This is a genomic window from Mariniflexile sp. HMF6888 (assembly GCF_044335535.1).
Classification (GTDB): Bacteria; Bacteroidota; Bacteroidia; order Flavobacteriales; family Flavobacteriaceae; genus Mariniflexile.
Map to the genome: position 1 here is coordinate 375,349 of NZ_JBIQVZ010000001.1, position 23,324 is coordinate 398,672.

The following is a 23,324-nucleotide window of genomic DNA, read 5'->3' on the forward strand; positions in this document are numbered from 1 at the left end:
TCCTGCCTTCGCAGGAATGGCTTACTCAATCACTCCCTTAACGGCATTATTTTCAATTGAGTTTTTCCAAAATAATTACTGGGTACTTCTCTTTTAATTTATATTGTTCTTCTTTATACGGCTTATCATATTGCCATTCGTAGTCTCTAAAAATAGTTTGTTCATGTTTTCTTAATTCACTAGCTGCAGTAAAATGAGAAGCTAAAACTGTTATATAATCTTGATAATTAGTATCCATTTCAAAAATGTATAAAAAAAGAGTTTCTTTGCTAATGTGGTTTTTAAAATATCGAACTAACATATCATTTGGAATAACAAATCCATTAACTTTTATTTGATTATTGACAGAAACTTTCAAAGTATCGACAAATGAAATATTGTCTGGTTCAGTTAGCGGTTCAGGGAATAACGGCCCTTCTTTTCCTTCCTTATATTCTAAAACAGATTTATTAATTCCTTTATATTCATATCTAGCGGATAATAAATCATCATTATGAACATTATAAATAACCCTTTGTATATTTAACATATATAATTCTGCTTCTACCATTTTTATATACTTGAGATACATATCCTTGTTAGCAGAAATACGTACTGTTAAAAATGGCATCAATTCTTCCCTAACAGATGTTCTTTTTTTATTAATAAAAGAAGCAATATCTTTTAAATTAATTCTCTCTTTGTTCTCGGTAAAAATCTCTAAATCTTCATTCTCGCCCATTTTAAGTTTAAGACTTATTTCATAATCATACCCTTTCCATTTATCATTGGAAAAATTTGAATGCGGCAAATCAATAATAGGATTATACTTTAATGCTAACTCATCTATGGATTTGTAATCAATAATATCCAATCTACTTAAACCAAAAGTGAGTAGTAATAATACAATGAAATGGAGTAGTTGAAATTTAAATCGATTCTTTTTAAAAATCATACTCAAAGTTTTCCATGACTCCAAATACAGTGTAAATAGCAATAAAAAAGATAATGGCGTAAAGTATGGCAAAAAGTCAAAATCCATACAACACATTGAAAAAGCTCCAAAAACCAATCCTATTTTTGTAAACCAATACGAAAAATTGAAACTTAAAAAAATCTGTTCATTTAATATCCTTCTCCTTTTAGGATTAAACCTCGATACTATATTTTGAGGTTTACTCATAATTAAATTAAGAACGATTGAGTTTGCAAAAATCAGTGATAAACCTGCAAAGAATAGATTGTAAAAATTCCTATCTAATTCACTTAAAATATTCGGAAAAATGCTAGAGTCAAAAGATAATATTCTAAAAGACTCTCTTAAAACATAAAAAAAAGAATAAATTGCATATGCAGAAGCTAAACCAATGGCAAGACTTAAAACAAGACGTTCAGAAGATATATTTCTAAAGTTTACTGAAGAATCATAAAAACGTCTTTTTAATTTCATTATTATCACATATAAAATATGAGTATAAATTATTTGTTAAAAGTTACAAGCTAATTATAAAACAAAAAAGATCTAGCCCAGCTACAACTAAGAAAATAGTAACTATATAATTTACTATCTGAAATGGGATTCCTGCCTTCGCAGGAATGGCTTACCCAATCAACTCTTTTACGGCATTAAAATCCAATCCGCCATAATTTCCAGAACTCATTAAAAGCAATGCTTTATTATCAAAATTTTGCGAGAACAGGAAATTTTTAAAATCGTCTGGGTTGGTGTAAATAATTAAATCGTCGCGTTCAAAGGCTGTAGCTATTTGCTCGTGGGTGACTTCTTTAAGCTTTTTAATTTCTACCGCATGTGGCGAGTAAAACACCACGGCAACATCGGCAGCATCTAACGCGCCTTTGTATTCTTTTAAAAATTCGGCATTTAAACTGCTATAGGTATGTAATTCTAAACAGGCCACTAAAGTTCTGTTGGCATATTGTTCTTTTACGGCTTTGGTAGTGGCTTCCACTTTACTTGGTGAATGCGCAAAATCTTTATAGGTCACACTGGTTTTACTTTCTGCAATTTTTTCAAGACGTTTGCTTGCACCTTTAAAGGTGGCGATGGCTTCATAAAAATCGTCTTCATCAATGCCCATGTGTTGGCAAATCCATTTAGCTCCTGCCAAATTGTTTAGGTTGTGTTTCCCAAAAACTTCAATGGGTAAAGACCCTTCTGGAGTTTCTAATAATGTTTGTCCGTTTTCTACGCTGTATTCCGGTGTTTGGTATGGTAATTTACGAATGGTATTATTAGACGCTTCCACAACCTGTTTCACTTCTGGGTCTTCTTCATTATAGGTTATGCTTCCCCCGCTAACAATAGAATCCACAAAAACGCGAAACTGCTCTACATAATTATCATAGGTGGGAAATACATTTATATGGTCCCAAGCAATACCGCTTAACAGGGCAATATTAGGTTTGTATAAATGGAACTTTGGGCGTCTATCAATAGGTGAACTTAAATATTCATCACCTTCAAGCACTATAAAATCGTTTGTTTCGGTGAGTTTTACCATCACATCAAAACCTTCTAATTGTGCGCCCACCATATAATCGACATCACGATTGTGGTAATGCATCACATGTAAAATCATAGAGGTTATAGTGGTTTTTCCATGACTTCCTCCAATAACCACTCGGGTTTTGTGTTTTGATTGTTCGTACAAAAACTCTGGGTAACTGTATATTTTCAAACCCAATTCTTGGGCTTTTAGCAGTTCAGGATTATCTGCTTTAGCATGCATGCCTAAAACAACCGCATCGATGGCTGTATTAATTTTTTCCGGAAACCAACCGTAAGTTTCTGGCAATAACCCTTTTGCTTGTAATCGGGATTTTGAAGGCTCGAAAATTTCGTCATCGCTACCTGTTACTTGATATCCTTTATTGTGAAGTGCTAGGGCTAAATTATGCATTGCAGAGCCACCAATTGCTATAAAATGTACGTTCATGGAGTTGTTTTGAATGCACCAAATATACTTTTTTGTTAGGTAGTTTCAAAGGTTCTGAGATGCAAAGTTTCAAAGGCTCAAAGTTGCAAAGATGCAAAGATGCAAAGTTTCAGAGGTACAAGCTAACTGGGACTCCAACTGAAAACCGAGACTGAAAACTGAAACTGCAAACTGCGACTGCAAACTGCGACTGAGACCAACTACAGCCTCAATATCTTTTGCCTCTCGTCTTTAAACGACTTGGTTTTTGGCGATTCGGCTAGTGCTAAATCAATATACTTTAAAGCGGCTTCTTTATTCTTTTTATGGGCGTAAATTTGGGACAGCCTATAGTGCGCCCAAGCTTTCGGAACACCATCTTCTGGCGAATAATTTTTAAGATAGGTTTGTAAACACTGTACGCCTTTTTGCAACTCAATGTTATATTCTGCAGCTATTTTGCCCATTTGGTAATCCAGCGCATTACGTTTGTGCTTTTCTTTAGCTACTTCTAAATTCGCTAAGGCTTTTTCAGGTTGCTTTTGTTTTTCATAAAAGGTCGTCAACTTATCGTAACACCATAAAGAACCACCTTGGTTTATGGCCAGTTTATAATACTTTTCGGCAAGTTCCGGTTCATTATCATATTCATAAATATAGCCTTTTGCTAAATAGCCATCTACTTTTGAGAGTTGCTCTAGCTGATAAGCATATTTTAACGACTTATTTATGCTTCCTCCTAAAATACCCGGTAATTTCGTGTAATATTCAACCAATGCCCAGCGTACGTTAATGTGTTTGGGATCCAATTCTGCGGCTTTAAGAAACGCTGCTTCAATATCGCCTACCATACCCAACGCTGTTAGTTTGCTAACCGCTAATGCTTTCATACCCAAAGCACCACCATATTTATAATGATACTCGGCACTTTTCTGATTGGCATCTACGAGTTGTTTGTAGCTTGCTATGGATTCATCCCATTTTTCTTGATGCCCATAAGTGTCGCCTAATAACTCAATAGCTTTTAGACTGTTCGGTTGTTTTTTTAGATATGCTGTTAATTGTATTTCAGCTTTTTCAAATTGCTTTTGCCTAAAAAAATAATCGATACTGTCTAACGGGGTTTGACTAAATGATACTATCGGAAAAAGTAGTAGGTAAATAAATTTTTTCATCGGTTCAAGCATATAATTTTTCATCGGTCAGATGCAACATTCATATAACTATTATCACTGTGTAACAAAAATTTAATTATGAATGTTTCATAACATGATTTGTTATCAAATATCAAAACGTCTTTTAACTAAAAATAGCTAACTTCACTCAGTCAAATTAACTATTTACTCATTTGTTGTTTTTTCGGAATGACTTTTGAAAGTAATTTAGTAACAAATTTAATGAAATGAAACATCCATGAAAATGGCATTCGCACACACGAGGGCGATTATTTAGGGTGTTCCATTTGACCAAATTAAAACAATAAACATATACAAATGAAACACCCTATAATTTTTTTAACAATTCTTTTGCTTTCAAGCTTGGGCTACAGTCAAAATCCAGATTACGACACCCTTTGGAAAACCGTTGAACAGCATGAAATTGAAGGCTTGCCAAAATCGGCTTTAAACGTTGTAAACCAAATTTCCACATTGGCAACTAAAGATAAAAACCAGCCGCAACTTATAAAAACCATGCTTTTTAAAAGCAAATTTGCCTTGGTTTTGGAAGAAGATGCCCAGTTAAAAATTATAAACGATTTTAAGAAACAAATCGAGCTTAGCGCGTTCCCAACAAAAAACATCCTTGAAAGTATTTTGGCAAATTTGTATTGGCAATATTTTAACCAAAACAGATGGCAATTTTATAATAGAACAAATACAGAAAGCAAGGTCGACCCTGTTGACTTTAGAACTTGGGATTTACAAACCTTGTTCGACGAAATCCATTTGCATTACCAAAACGCATTACAAAACGGATTAATGCTTCAATTGGAGCCTTTAGGAAAGTACGATGCTATTTTAAATATTCAAAAGGACTCAAAAATTTACAGACCTACGCTGTTCGATTTTTTAAATCATGAAGCCTTGGATTTTTATAAAACCAACGAAACCCATATTACCAAACCTGCTTATAAATTTGAAATTGATGATCCAAAATTCCTAGGGGATGCTTTCACGTTTGCTAACATAGAATTAAAATCTAAAGATTCCACGTCTTTACAATTGCATGCTTTAAAAATTTATCAAGACGTCATTCAATTTCATTTAAAGGACAAAGAACCTTTTGCTTTGGCGGATGTGAATATTGAACGTTTAAAATTTGTTAATCAATATGGCACTTTTAGCGATAAGGAATCCTTATTGTTAAAAGCTTTAAAATCTGAAACTGATAAACTCAAAGAGCATGAAGTTTCTGGGTTATATGATTTTGAAATCGCCACTATTTTCTATGAACAAAGCAACCAATATCAACCAGCAACTAAAGAAGAAAACCGATGGAAAGCCAAAGAAGCTTTAGATATTTGTAATGCAGTCATTCTAAAATTCCCAAAAAGTAAAGCCGCGGAAAAATGCGCTATTTTAAAACAACAAATACTTCAGCAAACACTGCAAATTACTACCGAAAGCTACTTGCCTATTCAACATCACAGTCGATTATTAGTAAGCTATAAAAATTTAGACACGCTTGGATTTAAAATATTCAAACTAACACGAAACCAATTAGAAAAATTCAATAAAACCTACCAAAAGGAAGAGCAACTGGCTTTTATAAAAAAACTGGATGTTAACAACCAATGGGAAACTAAACTTCGAAACGAGAATGACTATCAAAATCATACCACCGAAGTTGCTGTACCCAAACTTAATAATGGTACGTATTTAATTTTTGCTTCAACAAAAAATGATGATGAAACCTTGGCGTTTAGCACCATTCAAGTCACCAATTTAGCTTTGGTTGAAACAGAAACCCAAGCTCATAAAACCTTTCAAGTTATTGATAGAAACAATGGAAAGCCTATAAATAATGCATCCGTTGAATTAAGTTATACAGAAAACAATAACCGAAACATTCAATATGAAAACCTGTCTACAAATAATTTGGGCGAAATCAACATTGAGAAAACCAAAGACCGCTACAGAAACCTCTCAGTAAAAGTTAAATACGGCAATGACATCGCTTATTTTGGCGATTATTATGTTACCCCTAAATATAAAACCGAAAAAGAAGAAACCGAATACAAAGCCTTTTTATTTACCGACAGAAGCATTTACCGCCCAGGACAAACCGTTTATTTTAAAGCCATTGCTATGAAAACCAAAAATCGGAAGTCTGAAGTCGTCGCAAACGAACCTGTTTATGCTACCCTATATGATGTCAATGATGATGAAATAAAAGAACTTGAGTTTAAAACCAATGAATTCGGTTCTGTTTCAGGGGAATTCATTTTACCAAGCTCTGGATTAACAGGTGAATACCATATTGAATTTGATGGTGATGAAGAAGATTTTTATTTAGAACATTATTTCTCTGTTGAAGAATACAAACGTCCGAAGTTCGAAACCAAATTCACTCCCGTTACCGAAACCTTTAAAGTCAACGATTCCATAACCGTTAAAGGCACGGCTTTGGCGTATGCAGGAAGCAATATTACCGATGCTAAAGTCGTATATCGGGTACATCGAAAAGTGGAATATCCGCGTTGGTATTTTTGGAGTCGTCCTTGGTTTAACAGCGAACCACAAGAAATCACCCATGGCAAAAGCACCACCAATGAGAAAGGCGAATTTGAGATCATTTTTAAAGCCATCCCCGACCAAAGTGTTGACAAAAGCAGTTTACCCATTTTCAATTATGAAATTACGGCAGATGTGACCGATTTAAATGGTGAAACCCGAAGTGCTACGACGATTGTCAATGTGGGATATCACGCATTGTTGGCAACTATGACTATTGCTGACAAACTGGATAAAAACCAAAAAGACCAAAAAATAGATATAGACACCAAAAACCTTAATGGCGAATTCGTGCCAGCAACGGGTACTATTAAAATATATAAATTACAAGCACCGAAGTCTGTTTTAAGAACCAGGCCTTGGGCAGCACCCGACTACCAAGAGTTTTCAGAAGAAGCCTTTAAAAATCTATTCCCACATGATGCCTATACCAATGAAGCTAATAGCAGCAATTGGAAAAAAGGCGATTTGGTTTTTAAAAAATCCTTTGATACTAAAACATCCAAAGAACTTCCTTTAGGAAACATTAAGAAATGGGACTCAGGGCAATACATCATTACTTTGGAAAGCAAAGACAAGTTTGGTCAATTGGTTAAAGATGAAATAAAAACCATGCTGTATAGTGATCATGATAAAACCGTAGCCGACAATCAACTATTTAGCATCACAAGCAATATACCAACCTATAAAGTCGGAGAAACTGCTATGGTAACATTTGCTTCAGCTGCTGAAGATTTAAAAATCACCGTATATATTGAAAAAGACCATAAAATTGTTCAAACCCAAATCATTCAACTAAATAATAACAAACAAACCATTTCAATTCCTGTTACAAAAGAAGATGTTGGTGGGTTTGTTGTTAATTATAGTTACGCCGCTTTTAATAATTTTCAATCAGGCGGTTTAGATATATTGGTACCTTATCCTAAAACCGATTTAGATATTGAAACCACCACTTTTAGAGACAAATTACAACCGGGAACCGATGAGACTTGGAGTTTTAAAATCAAAGGGCCTCAAGGCGATAAAGTATCTGCGGAATTATTAGCAAGTATGTATGATGCGTCTTTAGACCAGTTTAAACCACATGCTTGGAGATTTAATCCTATTGACAAACCTATTTACAACTCTTATAACCGTAGGAATGCATACCAAAATTTTGGAACTAAAAACTTTAGGGTTTATAATAAACCGAGTCCAAATTTAAGCTATCCTCAGCAATATTATGATGAACTAAATTGGTTCGGGTTTAGTTTTAATTTTAATAAGTGGCAATATGATAATTACATTAAATCTTTAAGGTTAAAAAGTGAATCAAAACATGATGATTCCATAAAAAAAGGTTTTGTGTCTGGAACTGTTTATGATGAAAGTGGAACGCCTTTACCGGGAGTAAATGTTATGGTAAAAGGAACTTCAACAGGAACAACTACAGATTTTGATGGAAACTTCTCAATTAAAGCTGATAAAAATGATAAATTACAATTTAGTTATATTGGTTTTATAACTCGAGAAATTAATATTGGCAGCAATAATAGTTTAAGCATTTCTTTGGCTGAGGACAGCGCCCAGTTAAGTGAAGTCGTTGTTATGGGTTATGGTAGCACAAAAAGGAAGGACCTTACGGGGGCTATATCATCTATATCGGGTGATGAACTTCTTGAAACACAACCCGTTTCATTCGACCAGGCACTTCAAGGAAAAGTCACGATTAAGTCAGGTAAAAAAGTAGTTAATGGAATGGCTAATTTAATGCTTTATGATGTTCCTGAAGAAAATAAAAACCAAAACTTCGACACCGTTCAAATTCGTAAAAACCTTCAAGAAACAGCGTTCTTCTTTCCGCAGTTACAAACCGATGCAGAAGGTCATGTGAGTTTTAGTTTCACCACGCCAGAAGCATTAACCCAATGGAAATTGCAATTATTGGCACATACGAAAACCTTGGAAAATGCTACCAAAACCTTAACAACCGTTACACAAAAGGAATTGATGGTCATTCCAAACACCCCTCGTTTTTTACGTCAAGGCGATCAAATAAGCATCAGTACAAAAATTGCCAATCTAACGGATAAGCAACTTTCCGGTCAAGCTATTTTTATGTTAACAGATGCTATCACAGGAAAAGAAATTGATTCCAAACTTGGTAATTCAGAAAACAATAAATCATTTGCTGTTAATGCCAAAGGCAACACACAAGTTTCTTGGAGTTTAACCATTCCTGATGATGTTGATGCCGTTCAATACAAAATCATAGCGAAATCTGAAACCTTTAGCGATGGCGAACAAAATACGCTTCCCGTTTTAAGTAACCGCATGTTAGTTACCGAAACATTACCTATGTGGATTCGCAGTAACGAAACCAGAACATTCACGTTAGATAAGCTTAAAACTAATACCTCAACAACCCTTAAAAACCATAAGTTAACCTTGGAAATCACTTCCAACCCTGCCTGGTATGCCGTTCAAGCCTTGCCTTATTTAATGGAATATCCGTATGAATGCAACGAACAAACATTCTCGCGTTATTATGCTAATGCATTGGCAAGTCATATTGCGAATAGTAATCCAAGAATTCAGGAAGTTTTTAATCAATGGGCATCTCAAGACGCACTTATAAGCAATCTTGAAAAGAATGAAGAATTAAAATCCATTCTTATTCAAGAAACACCTTGGCTACGCGATGCTCAAAGCGAAACGGAACAGAAAAAACGTATTGCCTTGTTATTCGACTTAAACAAAATGAATAACGAATTGCAATCGGCCATTCGTAAACTTAAAAACAACCAACTATCAAATGGCGCTTGGGCATGGTTCAATGGCGGGCGTGAAAACCGTTACATCACCCAACACATCATCATTGGTTTTGGACATTTGGACAAACTTGGTGTCATTTCGACAGAACGAGGTACGAGTGATGAGAAATCGCATAATCAAATGATCGAAAAAGCCATCAACTATTTAGATGCTGAATTTGTAAAAGAATATAAAGACATTAGAAAATATGATGCTAAAGTCGATTTAAGCAAAGACCATTTAAGTTACACCCAATTGCATTATTTATACATGCGTAGCTTCTTTCCAGATATTAAAAAATCAAAAGAAGTAGAAGACATCATTAAATATTACCAAACACAAATTCAAAAATACTGGTTAAGTCGTTCGCTGTATTCAAAAGGACTCATGGCATTGGTTTCAGAACGATTGAATGACAAATCAACGTCTGCCAAAATTTTAAAATCATTAAAGGAAACCAGCATTACCAATGAAGAATTAGGCATGTATTGGAAAGAAAACACCCCTTCTTGGTATTGGTACCAAGCACCCGTTGAAACACAGTCCTTATTAATTGAAGCATTTTCTGAAATTGAAAATGACACCAAAACCATCGATAATTTAAAAATCTGGTTACTTAAAAACAAACAAACCAATCAGTGGAAAACCACCAAAGCAACTACCGAAGCTGTTTATGCTTTGTTGCTACAAGGAAGTGATTGGTTATCGGTGACCGATGCAGTCGACGTGGTTTTAGGCGGTCAAAAAATAGAGCCTTCTAAACTTGAAAATGTAAAAGTTGAAGCTGGAACCGGGTATTATAAAACGGCTTGGAACGCTTCAGAAATTAAACCGGAAATGGCTGAAGTGACCCTCACCAAAAAAGGAGAAGGTATCGCTTGGGGCAGTTTATACTGGCAATATTTTGAAGATTTAGATAAAATAACTTCGGCTGAAACACCACTTAAATTAAAGAAAAAATTATTCCTTAAAAAGAATACGGATACTGGCGAGCAAATTTCGGAAATCTCAGAAAAAACAAATTTAAAAGTTGGTGATTTAGTAAGAGTTCGTATTGAATTACAAAGTGATAGACCTATGGAATTTGTCCATATGAAAGACATGCGCGCCGCTGGATTAGAACCTGTAAATGTGCTTTCCCAATACAAATGGCAAGACGGCTTGGGGTATTATGAAAGTACCAAAGATGCATCGACAAACTTCTTTTTCGATTATTTACCCAAAGGTATTTTTGTATTTGAATACGATTTAAGGGTCAATAATGCCGGTAATATGAGTAATGGTATCACCACGATTCAAAGCATGTATGCGCCAGAATTTAGTAGCCATAGTGAAGGTGTTCGCTTATTAGTTGATTAAGTAAATTTCGATGAAATGAATAAAAAATTAATTTTAATTTATTATATTTCAACTTACTAACTAAAAATGTGTCATTATGAATTCAAAAGTTTTTATGGTAATTAGAATTATTCTAGGTCTTTTGCTCCTTGTTTTTGGGCTTAACAAGTTTTTAAATTTTTTACCCGCACCAGAAGGAATGTCTGAAGCGGCCGGTGCTTATTTTGGCGCTTTAATGTCAGCTAAAGTAATCCCTCATTTGGTTGGGATTGTTGAAGTTTTAGCCGGTTTAGCTTTAATTTTGAATAAATACGGTGCTTTAATGGCTCTTATTTTAATGAGCGTTTCTGTAAACGCTGTTCTTTTCCACATCAATTTAGATCCTGAAAGCATAGGTCCTGCATTGGCTGTTTTAATTTTAAATATCGTCGTACTATACGGTTATAAAGACAAATATAAAGATTTACTCGCTGGATAAATTTTTCTTAAAGAGGCTTAAAAGCCTCTTTTTTTATGATTAGCTTTACTTTGAGAAAACAAGAAGAAACTGAGATATGTGTAAACTGAAAAGACCAACTAAATGCTAAATTTTAACTTTAAGAAAAATTATATTTTAGAAGACGATTTTGTAAAACTAAGTCCTCTAAAAATTGAGCATGTTGAAAATTTACTCGAAATAGCAAACGAAATTGATATTTGGAAATACTCTTTCGTAAAAGGAGACGGCGTTGAAAATCTGACTAAATATATTCAATCAACTATTGACAACAGAAAAGAAGAAAAGGAGTATCCTTTTGTGGTTTATGACAAAATTAAAAATCAATATGCTGGAAGTACTCGATATTGTGAAATCGTTCCTAGTCTAAAAGCAATCCGGTTAGGATATACTTGGTACGGAAAAGAATTTAGGGGCACTGGACTAAATAAACATTGTAAATACTTGCTATTCGAATTCGCATTTGAAAAAATGGGAGCTGAAAGAATTGGACTTGGAGCCTATATCGAAAACGAAATAAGTATTGCTGCAATGCAAAGTGTCGGATGTCAAAAAGAAGGAATCTTACGTGGAATTTTTCCAGCAACTAACGGAATTGGAAGAACTGACGGGATTTTATTAAGCATTCTTAAAAATGAGTGGAATGAAAATATTAAATCTGAATTAAAAAACAAACTGAATAAAAAGCCTACACAACAAACCGTATAGTATTAATTGCTAATACAAAAACATCTCCTTACCTTAATTAAAGAAAACATTGCACAAAAACCACATCCATATCTTTTTGTTAATAGCACTATTAGCGTTACAAATTTCTTGCGCTTCTAAAAGAAACGTAACTGTAAATGAAACTGTCATTGAGGAACTCCCTCCTAAACTTATTTTTTTAAATTACACCATCTCTAAAGATGACCATGGTAACAAACATGTTCAGTTTATAAACAAGATTATTACAGATGGGAAACTAAAAAATAATACCGAAGCATATCTCAAAACGGGTGCTGTAGGCGATTTAAAATGCAGTCAATTAGATAAAGATTCCCTGGAAATTAAAACGGTTATTATAAAAAACCCGTTATCGAAAATAATTGAATACGTCAATGATTCTCTTATCTTTGAAAGCAAAAAAGTAGAGTTAAAAAGTGCGCCATTGTCATTAAGGTTACCATTACATGACAAAACAAAGTACATAACCATTAGTAACATTATAGATTCATTACAAAATAGTCTCCCTTTAATTACCACAAAACTGGATTAAAAATGAAGCATATTCTACCCATCGTTTTATTTTTTAGTTTCCAATGGCTTTCTGCCCAGGTTTTTGATGTGGAAACCATTAAAAATTCTGGAGATAATGATAAACGTATCAATCTGGTTATTTTAAGTGAAGGTTATCAAGCTAGTGAATTGGCTCAGTTTAAAACCGATGCTATTAACTTCACCAATGCTATGTTCAACCAATCTCCTTTTAAAGAATATGCCAATTATTTTAATGTGCATATTATAAAAGTGCCTTCCAATGAAAGTGGTGCAGATCATCCTGGAACTGCTACAGATGTTACAGAACCAGCTTCCCCGATACTGAATGTGGACACTTATTTCAATGCTACTTACGATTCCTATGGTAATCACAGATTACTTTACTATGAAATTGATGGTTTTAGTTCCAATAACACGCAAGCAAAAATAATGAATGTCTTGGCCACTAATTTTCCAACATACGACCAAACTTTAATTTTAGTTAATTCCTCTGAATATGGTGGTAGTGGCGGTATGTTCCCTATGGCTTATAGAGGTTTTTGGGGCAGCAAAGTTATTATGCACGAATTGGGACATTCCTTATTTAATTTAAAAGATGAATATTATCCTGGAGATATTCTAGCTGCCGAAGCCATAAATATGACTCAAGAAACTGATCCCATTTCCATTAAATGGAAAAATTGGCTAGGCACTAATGGCGTTGGCATTTATCAATACACCTGTTCGACAGGTAATTGTGCTGACTGGTATAAACCGCACCAAAACTGTATCATGGAAAGCATTGATAAATTCTTTTGTTCGGTTTGTAAAGAAGGTATGGTTGAAAAAATACACAGTTTGGTTTCACCAATTGGTTCTTACACACCAATTTCAACCTCTATAATGAGTCCAGCATTTCCCGTTGATTTTCAATTAGATTTAATAAAACCCATTCCGAATACTTTAAAAAGCACTTGGACTCTTAATGCTTCCAATTTTGCAAATGATGTTGATAATGTAAGCCTTACAGAAAGTGATTTGAATACTGGAACAAACACACTGACCGTTGCCGTTACCGATGCTGCCACATTATTAAAAGTTGATAATCACGATGCGTTTCATGTTTACACCATAACTTGGGACATTGACAATTCGGCTTTAGGGATTGAAGACATCACCAGCAACATTGCTAATTATAATATTACCATGTATCCAAACCCTACAAACACTTTTGTAAATTTTAAATTTGAAAGTGATACAGATGACACTTTAAAGGTTGATATCATTGGTTTAGACGGAAAAAGAATTAAAACAATTACAGTAAGCAACTATCAAACAAACCAAGTTGATATAAGTGATTTCAGTACGGGCATTTATTTAACTAACTTCTACTCAAAAAACATACGTATTGCCAGCAAAAAACTAGTTAAAAATTAGAGACTGTCTAAAAAGACCTTTAAATTTAATTTGTCAGGTTGCTTGTCGAAACCGATATTGATTACTAGCAAGTTAAAATATTTCAACAAAGCCTGTGCTGAGCTTGTCGAAGTGCTCAATATGACATAGGACTAGACTTTTTATACAGCCTCATCTAAACTTATTGCTTTGGGGGATATGCTGCCAATACTTTTTCAGCAAGAGCATTAAAAAGTTGTTCACGTTTTTCTGGTGTGGCGTTTGGGTTAAAACTCGATTCGGTTACGGCTTGCCAAAAGAGGTGTTTTTTATTTTCATCAACAAAATCGATAGTAATTTGGCGGTTAACATGCGCTTGACCAATAGGCAATCCTATGGAAATACCTCCGCCAACATGACCTCCGCCACCTCCTAAACCAACACCTACGTTGTTACGTTGTGCTTCTTGGTACTCGCTACTTTTAATGTCTACAAAAAAATCGGGGGTTTCGGAAAACATAAACCCTTTGGCTGCCATTTGCGCATCAAAAGCATCTAAAAACCGTTTGGTATCCAATTCACCCATACCAGTTTTCATATCGGCATAATAACTATATGTTTTGTATTTTGAAAAATCAGTTCCTTTTTCGAAATCATAATTAACATGAATGGGCGCGCAAGATGCTATTAAAAGAAGTAAAATGGTAGCTTTAAGGAATTTCATAACACTAATTTTATTTATAAAGTTAATCAAAAATTATTCCACCCTTATTTCTATTAACAAAAAACTGAAATATAGAAGTTTAAATCACTTCATGGATATCAATTCCGTTTCACAAACCTAAAAACAGTCCCATTTTGCCTCACGTGAAAGAATTTACAGTTTGAATAATGTACAAATTCAAAAGCTTCGTGGTAATTAAAAGTGTCACTGTCAGCCATAAAGACAGCTTCAACATCAACATGCCCAACAGGTGAGATTCTTCTAAAAAGATATTCCAAGTCGGATTCCGTTTTATGTAATTCAAACCATGCGCCTGCTGCAATACCTGGCAACCATTGTGCTTTTTCATGTAAACCATCAACAAGTTTAGGCTCTAAAGTACCCACAAAATTTGGCCTGTGGTTTTTAAGTTTATCTAAAAAACAACGCACATTTTCACTTTTTTGAGAGCCTTCAAATTTTGAAATCACACCCGTTTCACTCACTTCAAAAGCATGTGTTTCGGTATTTGCCAACACCACATTGCCGACTGTACTGGGTGTAAACCATTTGGAGTTTTCCAAATTCTTTTTAATACTATTATCGGTTACCGAAGCAATCAAGGTATCGGTTACAAAACGCGCACAATTACAGGCATCTTTTATAAAAGCGGCGTAACAAATAAAATGTTTTTCCTGCATGTTGGTAATATGTGCCCGTGCCTTTTTATAATCAATGGCGTTACAAACCGATGCCAACATTTTACCGTCGCCATGTGTTAGTTTAGGATGGGTTGCTAAAAACTCTAAAATAGCGTTTAAATTGGTGATTTTATCATTTTCAATTTGTGCCACTAACGGAAAATGCAGTTCGTTATCGGTATCACTTCCTCGAACGCGCCCTGTTGGTTCGGGCGTAATGTAACGACCAAAATCATGGTATTCTAAAACACCGTTTTCTTTATTTATAAGTACCAAAGCAGCATGACCTGCACGCAAATAGTTCTTTTTCCCAACACCCAAAAACCTTAAAAATGGCGAAAACCATTCTTTTGACACCATCACAATAGTTTCTGGATAGGCTAATGTTAAAATAATACCTGTGTTAGTCATTTACTGTTTCAGAAAGTTTAAAGGTTTTACTTGAAATGGTTTTGTTTTGTAAGTTCTCATGATACATTTCAAGCGATTCTCTAAATTTTTCAATTTGTGTAATACTGGTCGTTTTTACAAAACCTCTATTCATGACAACACCAAACTCTTTATTATCGGCTCCTGCTGTTTTATGAAACCTCAATAAGGTTTGTGCATTCAAATCATTTTCAGCTTTAAAATCTTCAAACCATTGTAGGCGCTCTTGTTTCATTGCTGCAGTATAGAGTGTAGAGGATGACCAAATTTTAGGTTCCAATGGCAATTCCTTAAAGTGTTTTTCTGTGCCATCCCAAACCAATTCATAGAACTTCAAAGTAGTATTCCAATCTACTAATACCATCGTAAAGGGTTCGATGTTAATTAAATCGTAGGCTTCAGCGGTAGTTAAAATGCTTTCAGAAGTCAAAAAATCCAAAGCAATGACGCCTCTACTTTTTAGGTAATCCTCTTGACGTTCATGAGTATTAAATGCACCATTCAACACACAAACCACTCTGTTCTTTTCGCTTAAACCAATCCAAGTACCACCTGAGAGTTTATCCATAGGATATAAAAGCCTGGTGTCCTTATTTATATAAAAATCTGGCGGAAGCGAAACTCTGTTTGGAGCCTCGTCTCTATTTGAGGTTAACACAAAATCGTTGTCTCCTTTTGGAATAATAGTTACTGTACACATGAAAATATAGTCTAAAAACAGATTGGCAACTTACAAAAATTAAATAAACTTTAACGTGCATTTAAGAAGGTGTCAAACCTAAAAATCGTTTAAAAATTCTTAAATTTGTAACCTATTTACTGATAATTCAACAACAAAAATAAACAAATTATGGGAAAAGGTTTTTTTAATGTACCAATTGCAGTTAACGAGCCTGTAAAAAGTTATGCTCCAGGAACCCCTGAACGCGACGCTGTTTTAAAGGCTTACAAAGAGATGTATACTAGTACTATAGATGTGCCTTTGTATATAAATGGAGAAGATGTAATAACAGGAAACACCAGAACCATGTCGCCTCCACATGACCATAAACATGTTGTTGGAACCTATCATTTAGCAGAAAAAAGACATATAGACAAAGCCATTGTAACTGCTTTAGAAGCCAGAAAAACCTGGTCTCAAATACCTTGGGAACAACGGGCTGCCATCTTTTTAAAAGCTGCCGAATTGGTTGCAGGCCCTTATAGAGCAAAAATAAATGCTGCTACTATGATAGCGCAATCTAAAACCATACACCAAGCTGAAATTGATGCAGCTTGTGAGCTTGTCGATTTTTTGCGATACAATGTGCAGTACATGACAGATATTTACGCAGAACAACCTGAAAGCACCAGTGATGTTTGGAACCGTATTGAATACCGTCCACTCGAAGGGTTTACTTATGCGGTTACACCTTTTAATTTTACTGCTATTGCTGGTAATTTGCCATCATGCATGGCTTTAATGGGGAATGTCGTTATATGGAAACCAAGCGATAGCCAAATATATTCGGCTAAAGTCATTATGGATGTTTTCAAAGAAGCAGGTGTGCCCGCGGGCGTTATTAATGTGGTTTTTGGCGACCCTGTTATGATTACCAATACTATTTTAGCAAGTCCAGATTTTTCCGGACTCCACTTTACGGGTTCTACATTTATATTTAAAGAACTTTGGAAACAGATAGGGAACAATATTCACAACTATAAGTCTTACCCAAGAATTGTTGGGGAAACTGGTGGAAAAGATTTCATCATAGCGCACAAAAGTGCCGTTCCAAAACAAGTAGCAACTGCCATTATTCGTGGTGCTTTTGAGTTTCAAGGTCAAAAATGTAGTGCCGCTTCCAGAGCTTACATACCAAAAAGTTTATGGCCTGAGGTTAAAAAACTGGTTATTGAGGATATAAAATCTTTTAAAATGGGCTCTCCTGTCGATATGAATAACTTTATTACTGCTGTTATTCATGAAGGCTCTTTTGATAAATTAGCAAAGTATATTGATCAAGCTAAAACAGACAAGGATGCTGAAATTATTGCCGGTGGTAACCACGATAAAAGCAAAGGTTATTTTATAGAACCTACGGTAATTGTAACTACAAATCCTAAATACACCACCATGTGTACCGAGTTATTTGGACCTGTAATTACTATTTATGTATATGAAGATGACGCTTACGCAGACACCTTAAAATTGGTTGACGGAACCAGCGACTACGCATTAACAGGTGCTATTTTGGCAACTGATAGATATGCCATTACCGAGGCTACTACAGCTTTACAAAACAGCGCAGGAAACTTTTATATCAACGACAAACCAACGGGTGCTGTTGTTGGTCAACAGCCTTTTGGTGGTGCACGTGCATCGGGAACGAACGATAAAGCCGGAAGTGCTCAAAACTTATTGCGTTGGGTCTCTCCAAGATTAATAAAAGAAACCTTTGTGACGCCAACCGATTATCGTTACCCGTTTTTAGGAGAATAATATTAATATATATCATAGCAAAAACCCACCAAAATCTGGTGGGTTTTTAATTTAAAATTTGACAATAACTACTCTATTATTACCTATCCATAACTATCTTTCTACGAACCAATCCTTTAGCCGTTCTTAGATTTACAATATAGGTGCCTGTATCAACAGATACAGGCATTAAAGCATCTGAAGTTGTGTTTAATCTTAACGATTTAACTTCTTGTCCTAAAAGGTTGTACAGCGACACCTCTAATAGATCTATCTTATTCTTGTTAAGTATTTTCACAGAAGAAGTACTTGCATCAAAATGAATAAATAGATCGGTCATTTCAACCTCATTGGCTGTTAAAAATTTCGCTTGGTTGGATTGAAACACTAATTTGAACCTATTATTATAAATACCTTTTTCCAAATACACTTCAAAAGGATTCTTAGTAATTTCATTTGTTTCACCTGTTAATTCATCTTTGATATAAATAGGCATTTTCGATTCTAAATATTCTATAGCATCGAGCTTTATTTTTACGACACCACTCTTCTTAACAATTATTCCTAAGGAAAGCTCTTTAAACGCATCAAATGCATCGACACCTTGAATTACTAACTTGTTGTTATCAATAGTCCAATACATATCTTCCACATTCACATCAACCATAAAGGCATCGTAGCCTAAATCGAAACCACTTGAGGCTTTACTATTAGCTCCAACAACAATTTGTCTATGGTATCCTAAAGGAGAATCGTAAACCAAACGAATGGTTGGTGTGTTCTTTTTTGTTTTATTATTTGCAATCTTACTTGATGTTTTATCTTTTGAAGATTTCATAAACAGCGACGTTGAACCATCTTCGGTTGCATACACGCGTTGACTGTTTTTAAATATAATGGTTCCTCCATCTACACTAGAAATTGTTCCGCTATTATCATTAGGGTTTCCTTCTAATACTGTAGACACAAAAAAGCCTTGGTTTGCTGGAATATATTGCCCTGGCACTTTGGTTCCTACAGCAGCACTACCTGCATTGGATGTATTGTTAATTCTTGCATCATTTGAAATGGCGGCTGCTCCTCCAATTAAATTATACGTGGCATAACCGCCAATATAGTCTTTTAACATATGTGAGTTTGCTTGACCAAAATGATCCCAAAAATACAGAGCGCCATTAATAACGGTGTTTGTATTGTTACCACCTTCCGCTACACTTATATTATCCAATATAAACTCTGTTGCATCTATGGCAGAAGGATATGGATTCCCAATTAACCTTTCAACATCGCCAGACGATTTATCTAAAGACAAAGTAATATCACCATTATTTGGCAGGCCTTTAAACACATAATTTTGAAGTGTTGCTATTGGTATTGCTGCCGAACCCCCTGTTCCTTTCATTGTAAAACCTTCGCCGGCAAGCAAAGAAGATGTTTCATTTATTTTTCCCCAAGCGTTATAATTATTTGCCGTACCATAAAATTTATATAACCACGCCGTACTAATCGTTCTTGGGGAGCCCGCTGATGGAATAGAACCGCTCCCATTATAGGATGTGCTAAATAAAAGATCTTGATATGATGACGACATGGTTCCATCTTTTAAAACATCTTTTATGGTATAGTTAGCATTTGTACTTGAAACACCTGTACCTCTTGTGGCACTATTTCCAGAGGTGGGACCTACTGAAGACGACCAATAATTATAATTAAACCCATTAGCTGTACCTTGTTGGTCTCTTTCAATATAACCGCCACTATCGGCATCAACAATACTGCCTTCGGTTTGGATTAATTGCGATTCACCTACTAAATCTATGACACCATCTAACTCTAAATAATGGGTAATTGTTAATTCTTGACCTGCATTGTTTTCTTCGGGCGTTGTAGCTACTGGATCTGCAATTGTTAAAGTTCCATCGGTTTGTATTAAACCTAAAAGTGAAATATCCCTATCGCCTGAGCTTATATTATGCGCCATTTGAACAATGTTCCAATCTACTTTAGTAGTACCATCTAAACTTATTGAGTTTGGTATGACTTGATCGGCATTATTACTCCAGACAGCACTTGTATCCCAGTCACCATCTGCTGCAGAAATGTAAGGTAAAGGAGCTGTTTGTGCATCAACAAGTGCTTTGTCTTTTACTAAATATTTTAATCGCAAAAAGTTTCTATCGTCTGTTAAGCCTTCTACAGTTGAACCATAAAAAGAATTAAAATCATAATAGGCCTTTAACTTACTCCAAGCAATTGTTGACACTTCGTTACTGGAACTCGCCGAAGGGATTATTTTACCACTTACAAAATCTCCTGTAACCTTTTCTATTTCTTGATTCATAAGATAACGTACTTGATCTTCATTGAGTCCTTGATCCCATACATACACCTCATCTATTTCACCAAAAAACGGGTTTAAAATGTTATTTTTGTCAACATACAATGCGCCAACAGCAAAGCGATTGAAATTTGGAGAAGGTGCGGTAACGTTTTGTTCCGACTTGTCTAAAACACCATCTACATATAAATATATTGTTCCACTGATGTAAACAAATGTTATTTGATGCCATTTACCATCATTCAACTGCATTGTAGATGTAAATCTTGGCGTTATATCATTATCTACCATCACTTCAATTTGGTCACTTGAATTTAACCTTAGTTGTAGCTTACTTCCCTTAGACATTATTGTTCTTGGGTTTGCACTTGCAGTATTGTTTTTAACCCAAGCAGAAATAGTAAAGTCGTTAATATTTAAATTAAGGGCATATTCGCCCACCAAATAATCTCCAGAATCAATGCTAACTGAATGATTTTCAGAAAATCGAGCTGCCTTACCAAATGTGAAATATTTAGCACCATCAAAATCATACCAAGTCTTCAGATTTCCAGCACCATCAGACTTTAAAGGAATAACATCTATAATGTCTGTATTAGAAAAATTAGAATTATCAGCAACAATTAGCACATATTCTTCATCTGTACCCAATGTAAAACCACTAAAAGCATCACTTGGTATGGAGACATATACATTTTCAACATCTCCTCCTGAGCCAGATTCAATAGATTCTACAATTTTCCACTTGCGGTCAATCCGCGTCAATGAAGTGGTAATTCCTGATGCTACAGTAATTGTATTGGTATTTGACCCTGTATAACTTGCATTATTACATCCCCAAACCAAAAAGTCACCATTTTCATTAAATTCATTGGTATTTGCACTATTTGTATTAAAAATACCATTTAGCCCAATGGTTACTTCATTAGTCGTATTGATTGTTTTTGATTGTTTTTGATTTAAATCTGAATCGTCATCTCTACCAATTCCTGCAATATGGTAATTAAAGCCTGCATTTGCTGTTATATCCCAAATAGTCGTATTAAAAGAATTAACGTAATCTTTTTGAGCTTCAGTCGAATCCCCTAGAGTAATACCATATTTAATAGCCAAGTATGATTCTATTTTTTGTCTTGCAGCGGCATCTACCCTGGTAGCAAAGGTGAAAATTTCAGCAATTCTCCCATTCAGACTGCCAACAAGATCATAATTTCTACCAATCCAGTATTTGCTTCCATTTATATTAGCAAAAGAATTAGTAACCGTAGATGCTGTTAAAAGGTTAGAATTATATAAAATTTCTTGACCCGTTGGAGATGTTGTTGTATTATTTCTAATATTTATAATACCAACATTAGAATAAGTTGAACCGATTTCTGCAACACCATTAAAACTTCCAGTTCCGGCAACGTCTTGATTATAAGATAAGGTTTCATTAGTAAAACCCGATGAATAGTCACCAAAGCCTAATCCGGTAACATCGCCAGCGGTTTCGGAATCTACTCCAGCAAAAATAGTATTTCTTGCAGAAGCATTGGTTATGTTTGTATCTGGAATCATTACAATAAATATATCAGCACTATAAAATCCACTTAAAGGCGAATCGCTGTTATACATATATTGTTCTGTAGTTCCACCATCATTTACGAACTTCACTACCGGATTAAAATTTATATTATCGGTTGGTATATCTAAATATGTTGGTTCCTTACCAGAAACTGTATTGGCATTTTTCCCATTAGTCCCTACATCGGTCCAGTTAGTGAGACTAGCACCTGATGTAGTGATTCCTCTGGTAGATTTTAGCCATAACCTAAAATCGGCAGTAACACCACCTGGACCAGGAATACTATAATTAAACATTTCTGCACTTACATCGAAAGTAAACGTCGTATTGGCAGTATTAGTAATACTTATGGTTGCTGTTTGTGTTCCTGTACCAGCTACCGGTCCCGTAAAAGTAACAGGCAAGATAACATAAGCCCCTTGAATAACAGTTACAGGAATACCAGTTAGTGTATAATTTGGCAATAAAACATATCCCGGTACCGAAAAGTCAGCTACCGAACTAGAGATTGCAGAAATATCCATAGGACAACTCCCCGTATTTGATAAAATATAATAACGTGTGACACTTGCACCTTCGTCTACGACTCCAAAATAAGTTCCATTAATTGAAGTTGTAATTGTTGAACCATTAACTATATCGGCAGAAGGACTCCCTCCTAGCACATTAATTTCAGGGTCTCCAGTTATAGAAAACGTAAAGGAAAAGTCTGGGTCTTGCTTAACTTCTATAATGACATCTGTAAAAGCGTCACAATTACCACTTGTATTTGTAATGGTAAAATCAAAATACTTGACTTTACCATTACAGTCTTGGGTATCTATATTTATTGGGGTTTTGTCGGTGGAAATTGAAAAGTCAGTTGTATTTGACAAACTTATATCTTCAATTTTAACTTTATCGCAATCCGTTCTTATATTTGTAATTCTGAATGAAATTGTATTGCCCACAAAAATAGCGACAGAAGCGCCTTCTGAAACTGTTGATCCTCCTAAGATTTCAACTTGGATATCTTGTGCATTACCAATAAAACTAATTAGAAAAAAAAATAGAATTATCCTTAAAACAAACAATTCTTTGAGAGACTTGATTTTCATGTGAGAGACTTATATGTTAATTTTTTATTTAAAAAAAGCAAACATAAACAAAAATATCGATTAAAAGCATATTAATCCGATAAAATGTATTTATTTTAATGTTTTAACAATCTTTTAT

At 34.7% G+C, this 23,324-nt stretch carries 13 protein-coding genes; 6 read left to right on the top strand and 7 right to left on the bottom strand.

What is annotated here, in order from left to right; all coding sequences use genetic code 11:
• Positions 1 to 52 precede the first annotated feature (52 nt).
• From ACGLWY_RS01850 to ACGLWY_RS01860, 3 genes are all read right to left on the bottom strand, one after another.
• The gene (locus tag ACGLWY_RS01850; protein ID WP_396617970.1) at positions 53 to 1,429 is read right to left on the bottom strand and encodes a hypothetical protein; all 1,377 of its coding nucleotides are present in this window, start codon (positions 1,427 to 1,429) and stop codon (positions 53 to 55) included.
• 151 nt (positions 1,430 to 1,580) lie between these two features.
• Positions 1,581 to 2,936, bottom strand: coding sequence for a UDP-N-acetylmuramate--L-alanine ligase (murC, locus tag ACGLWY_RS01855; protein ID WP_396617971.1), 1,356 nt, complete (start codon positions 2,934 to 2,936; stop codon positions 1,581 to 1,583).
• 200 nt (positions 2,937 to 3,136) lie between these two features.
• Entirely contained in the window at positions 3,137 to 4,090 is a 954-nt protein-coding gene (locus ACGLWY_RS01860; RefSeq protein ID WP_396617972.1) for a tetratricopeptide repeat protein, read from the bottom strand.
• A gap of 318 nt (positions 4,091 to 4,408) precedes the next feature.
• Between ACGLWY_RS01860 and ACGLWY_RS01865 the strand changes: the two genes are divergently transcribed.
• The 5 genes from ACGLWY_RS01865 to ACGLWY_RS01885 all read left to right on the top strand — a co-directional run bounded on the left by ACGLWY_RS01865 (position 4,409) and on the right by ACGLWY_RS01885 (position 13,955).
• On the top strand, positions 4,409 to 10,804 hold the full coding sequence (locus tag ACGLWY_RS01865) for a carboxypeptidase-like regulatory domain-containing protein (RefSeq protein ID WP_396617973.1): 6,396 nt from the start codon (positions 4,409 to 4,411) through the stop codon (positions 10,802 to 10,804).
• Positions 10,805 to 10,880: 76 nt separating this feature from the next.
• Positions 10,881 to 11,261 carry a DoxX family membrane protein gene (locus tag ACGLWY_RS01870; RefSeq protein ID WP_396617974.1) on the top strand — a complete coding sequence of 127 codons (381 nt, stop codon included), beginning with the start codon at positions 10,881 to 10,883 and terminating at the stop codon, positions 11,259 to 11,261.
• Positions 11,262 to 11,363: 102 nt separating this feature from the next.
• Complete coding sequence (locus ACGLWY_RS01875) at positions 11,364 to 11,987, top strand: GNAT family N-acetyltransferase (protein WP_396617975.1); 624 nt, start codon at positions 11,364 to 11,366, stop codon at positions 11,985 to 11,987.
• A gap of 49 nt (positions 11,988 to 12,036) precedes the next feature.
• Positions 12,037 to 12,537 (top strand): hypothetical protein, encoded by a 501-nt coding sequence (locus ACGLWY_RS01880; RefSeq protein ID WP_396617976.1) that lies wholly within the window; start codon positions 12,037 to 12,039, stop codon positions 12,535 to 12,537.
• Between the two features lie 2 nt (positions 12,538 to 12,539).
• On the top strand, positions 12,540 to 13,955 hold the full coding sequence (locus ACGLWY_RS01885; protein ID WP_396617977.1) for a M64 family metallopeptidase: 1,416 nt from the start codon (positions 12,540 to 12,542) through the stop codon (positions 13,953 to 13,955).
• A 160-nt stretch (positions 13,956 to 14,115) separates the two neighbouring features.
• On the opposite strand, the gene ACGLWY_RS01890 is transcribed toward ACGLWY_RS01885, so the two are convergent.
• From ACGLWY_RS01890 to ACGLWY_RS01900, 3 genes are all read right to left on the bottom strand, one after another.
• Complete coding sequence (locus tag ACGLWY_RS01890) at positions 14,116 to 14,637, bottom strand: DUF4136 domain-containing protein (protein ID WP_396617978.1); 522 nt, start codon at positions 14,635 to 14,637, stop codon at positions 14,116 to 14,118.
• A 98-nt stretch (positions 14,638 to 14,735) separates the two neighbouring features.
• Complete coding sequence (locus ACGLWY_RS01895; protein WP_396617979.1) at positions 14,736 to 15,728, bottom strand: DUF6695 family protein; 993 nt, start codon at positions 15,726 to 15,728, stop codon at positions 14,736 to 14,738.
• A complete protein-coding gene (locus ACGLWY_RS01900; protein WP_396617980.1) occupies positions 15,721 to 16,446 on the bottom strand; it encodes an NRDE family protein in 726 nt (241 codons plus the stop codon). Before ACGLWY_RS01900 ends, ACGLWY_RS01895 begins: the two co-directional genes overlap by 8 nt.
• 150 nt (positions 16,447 to 16,596) lie before the next feature.
• Between ACGLWY_RS01900 and pruA the strand changes: the two genes are divergently transcribed.
• Complete coding sequence (gene pruA, locus ACGLWY_RS01905) at positions 16,597 to 18,225, top strand: L-glutamate gamma-semialdehyde dehydrogenase (protein WP_396617981.1); 1,629 nt, start codon at positions 16,597 to 16,599, stop codon at positions 18,223 to 18,225.
• A 79-nt stretch (positions 18,226 to 18,304) separates the two neighbouring features.
• Here the strand turns inward: pruA and ACGLWY_RS01910 are convergent, their stop codons facing one another.
• Complete coding sequence (locus tag ACGLWY_RS01910) at positions 18,305 to 23,206, bottom strand: LamG-like jellyroll fold domain-containing protein (RefSeq protein ID WP_396617982.1); 4,902 nt, start codon at positions 23,204 to 23,206, stop codon at positions 18,305 to 18,307.
• Positions 23,207 to 23,324 lie beyond the last annotated feature (118 nt).

Excerpts from the sequence above, each read along its gene's own strand:
- ACGLWY_RS01850 (WP_396617970.1), bottom strand. The coding sequence starts at position 1,429 with ATGAAATTAAAAAGACGTTTTTATGATTCTTCAGTAAACTTTAGAAAT.
- murC (WP_396617971.1), bottom strand. The coding sequence starts at position 2,936 with ATGAACGTACATTTTATAGCAATTGGTGGCTCTGCAATGCATAATTTA.
- ACGLWY_RS01860 (WP_396617972.1), bottom strand. The coding sequence starts at position 4,090 with ATGAAAAAATTTATTTACCTACTACTTTTTCCGATAGTATCATTTAGT.
- ACGLWY_RS01865 (WP_396617973.1), top strand. The coding sequence starts at position 4,409 with ATGAAACACCCTATAATTTTTTTAACAATTCTTTTGCTTTCAAGCTTG.
- ACGLWY_RS01870 (WP_396617974.1), top strand. The coding sequence starts at position 10,881 with ATGAATTCAAAAGTTTTTATGGTAATTAGAATTATTCTAGGTCTTTTG.
- ACGLWY_RS01875 (WP_396617975.1), top strand. The coding sequence starts at position 11,364 with ATGCTAAATTTTAACTTTAAGAAAAATTATATTTTAGAAGACGATTTT.
- ACGLWY_RS01885 (WP_396617977.1), top strand. The coding sequence starts at position 12,540 with ATGAAGCATATTCTACCCATCGTTTTATTTTTTAGTTTCCAATGGCTT.
- ACGLWY_RS01890 (WP_396617978.1), bottom strand. The coding sequence starts at position 14,637 with ATGAAATTCCTTAAAGCTACCATTTTACTTCTTTTAATAGCATCTTGC.
- ACGLWY_RS01895 (WP_396617979.1), bottom strand. The coding sequence starts at position 15,728 with ATGACTAACACAGGTATTATTTTAACATTAGCCTATCCAGAAACTATT.
- ACGLWY_RS01900 (WP_396617980.1), bottom strand. The coding sequence starts at position 16,446 with ATGTGTACAGTAACTATTATTCCAAAAGGAGACAACGATTTTGTGTTA.
- pruA (WP_396617981.1), top strand. The coding sequence starts at position 16,597 with ATGGGAAAAGGTTTTTTTAATGTACCAATTGCAGTTAACGAGCCTGTA.
- ACGLWY_RS01910 (WP_396617982.1), bottom strand. The coding sequence starts at position 23,206 with ATGAAAATCAAGTCTCTCAAAGAATTGTTTGTTTTAAGGATAATTCTA.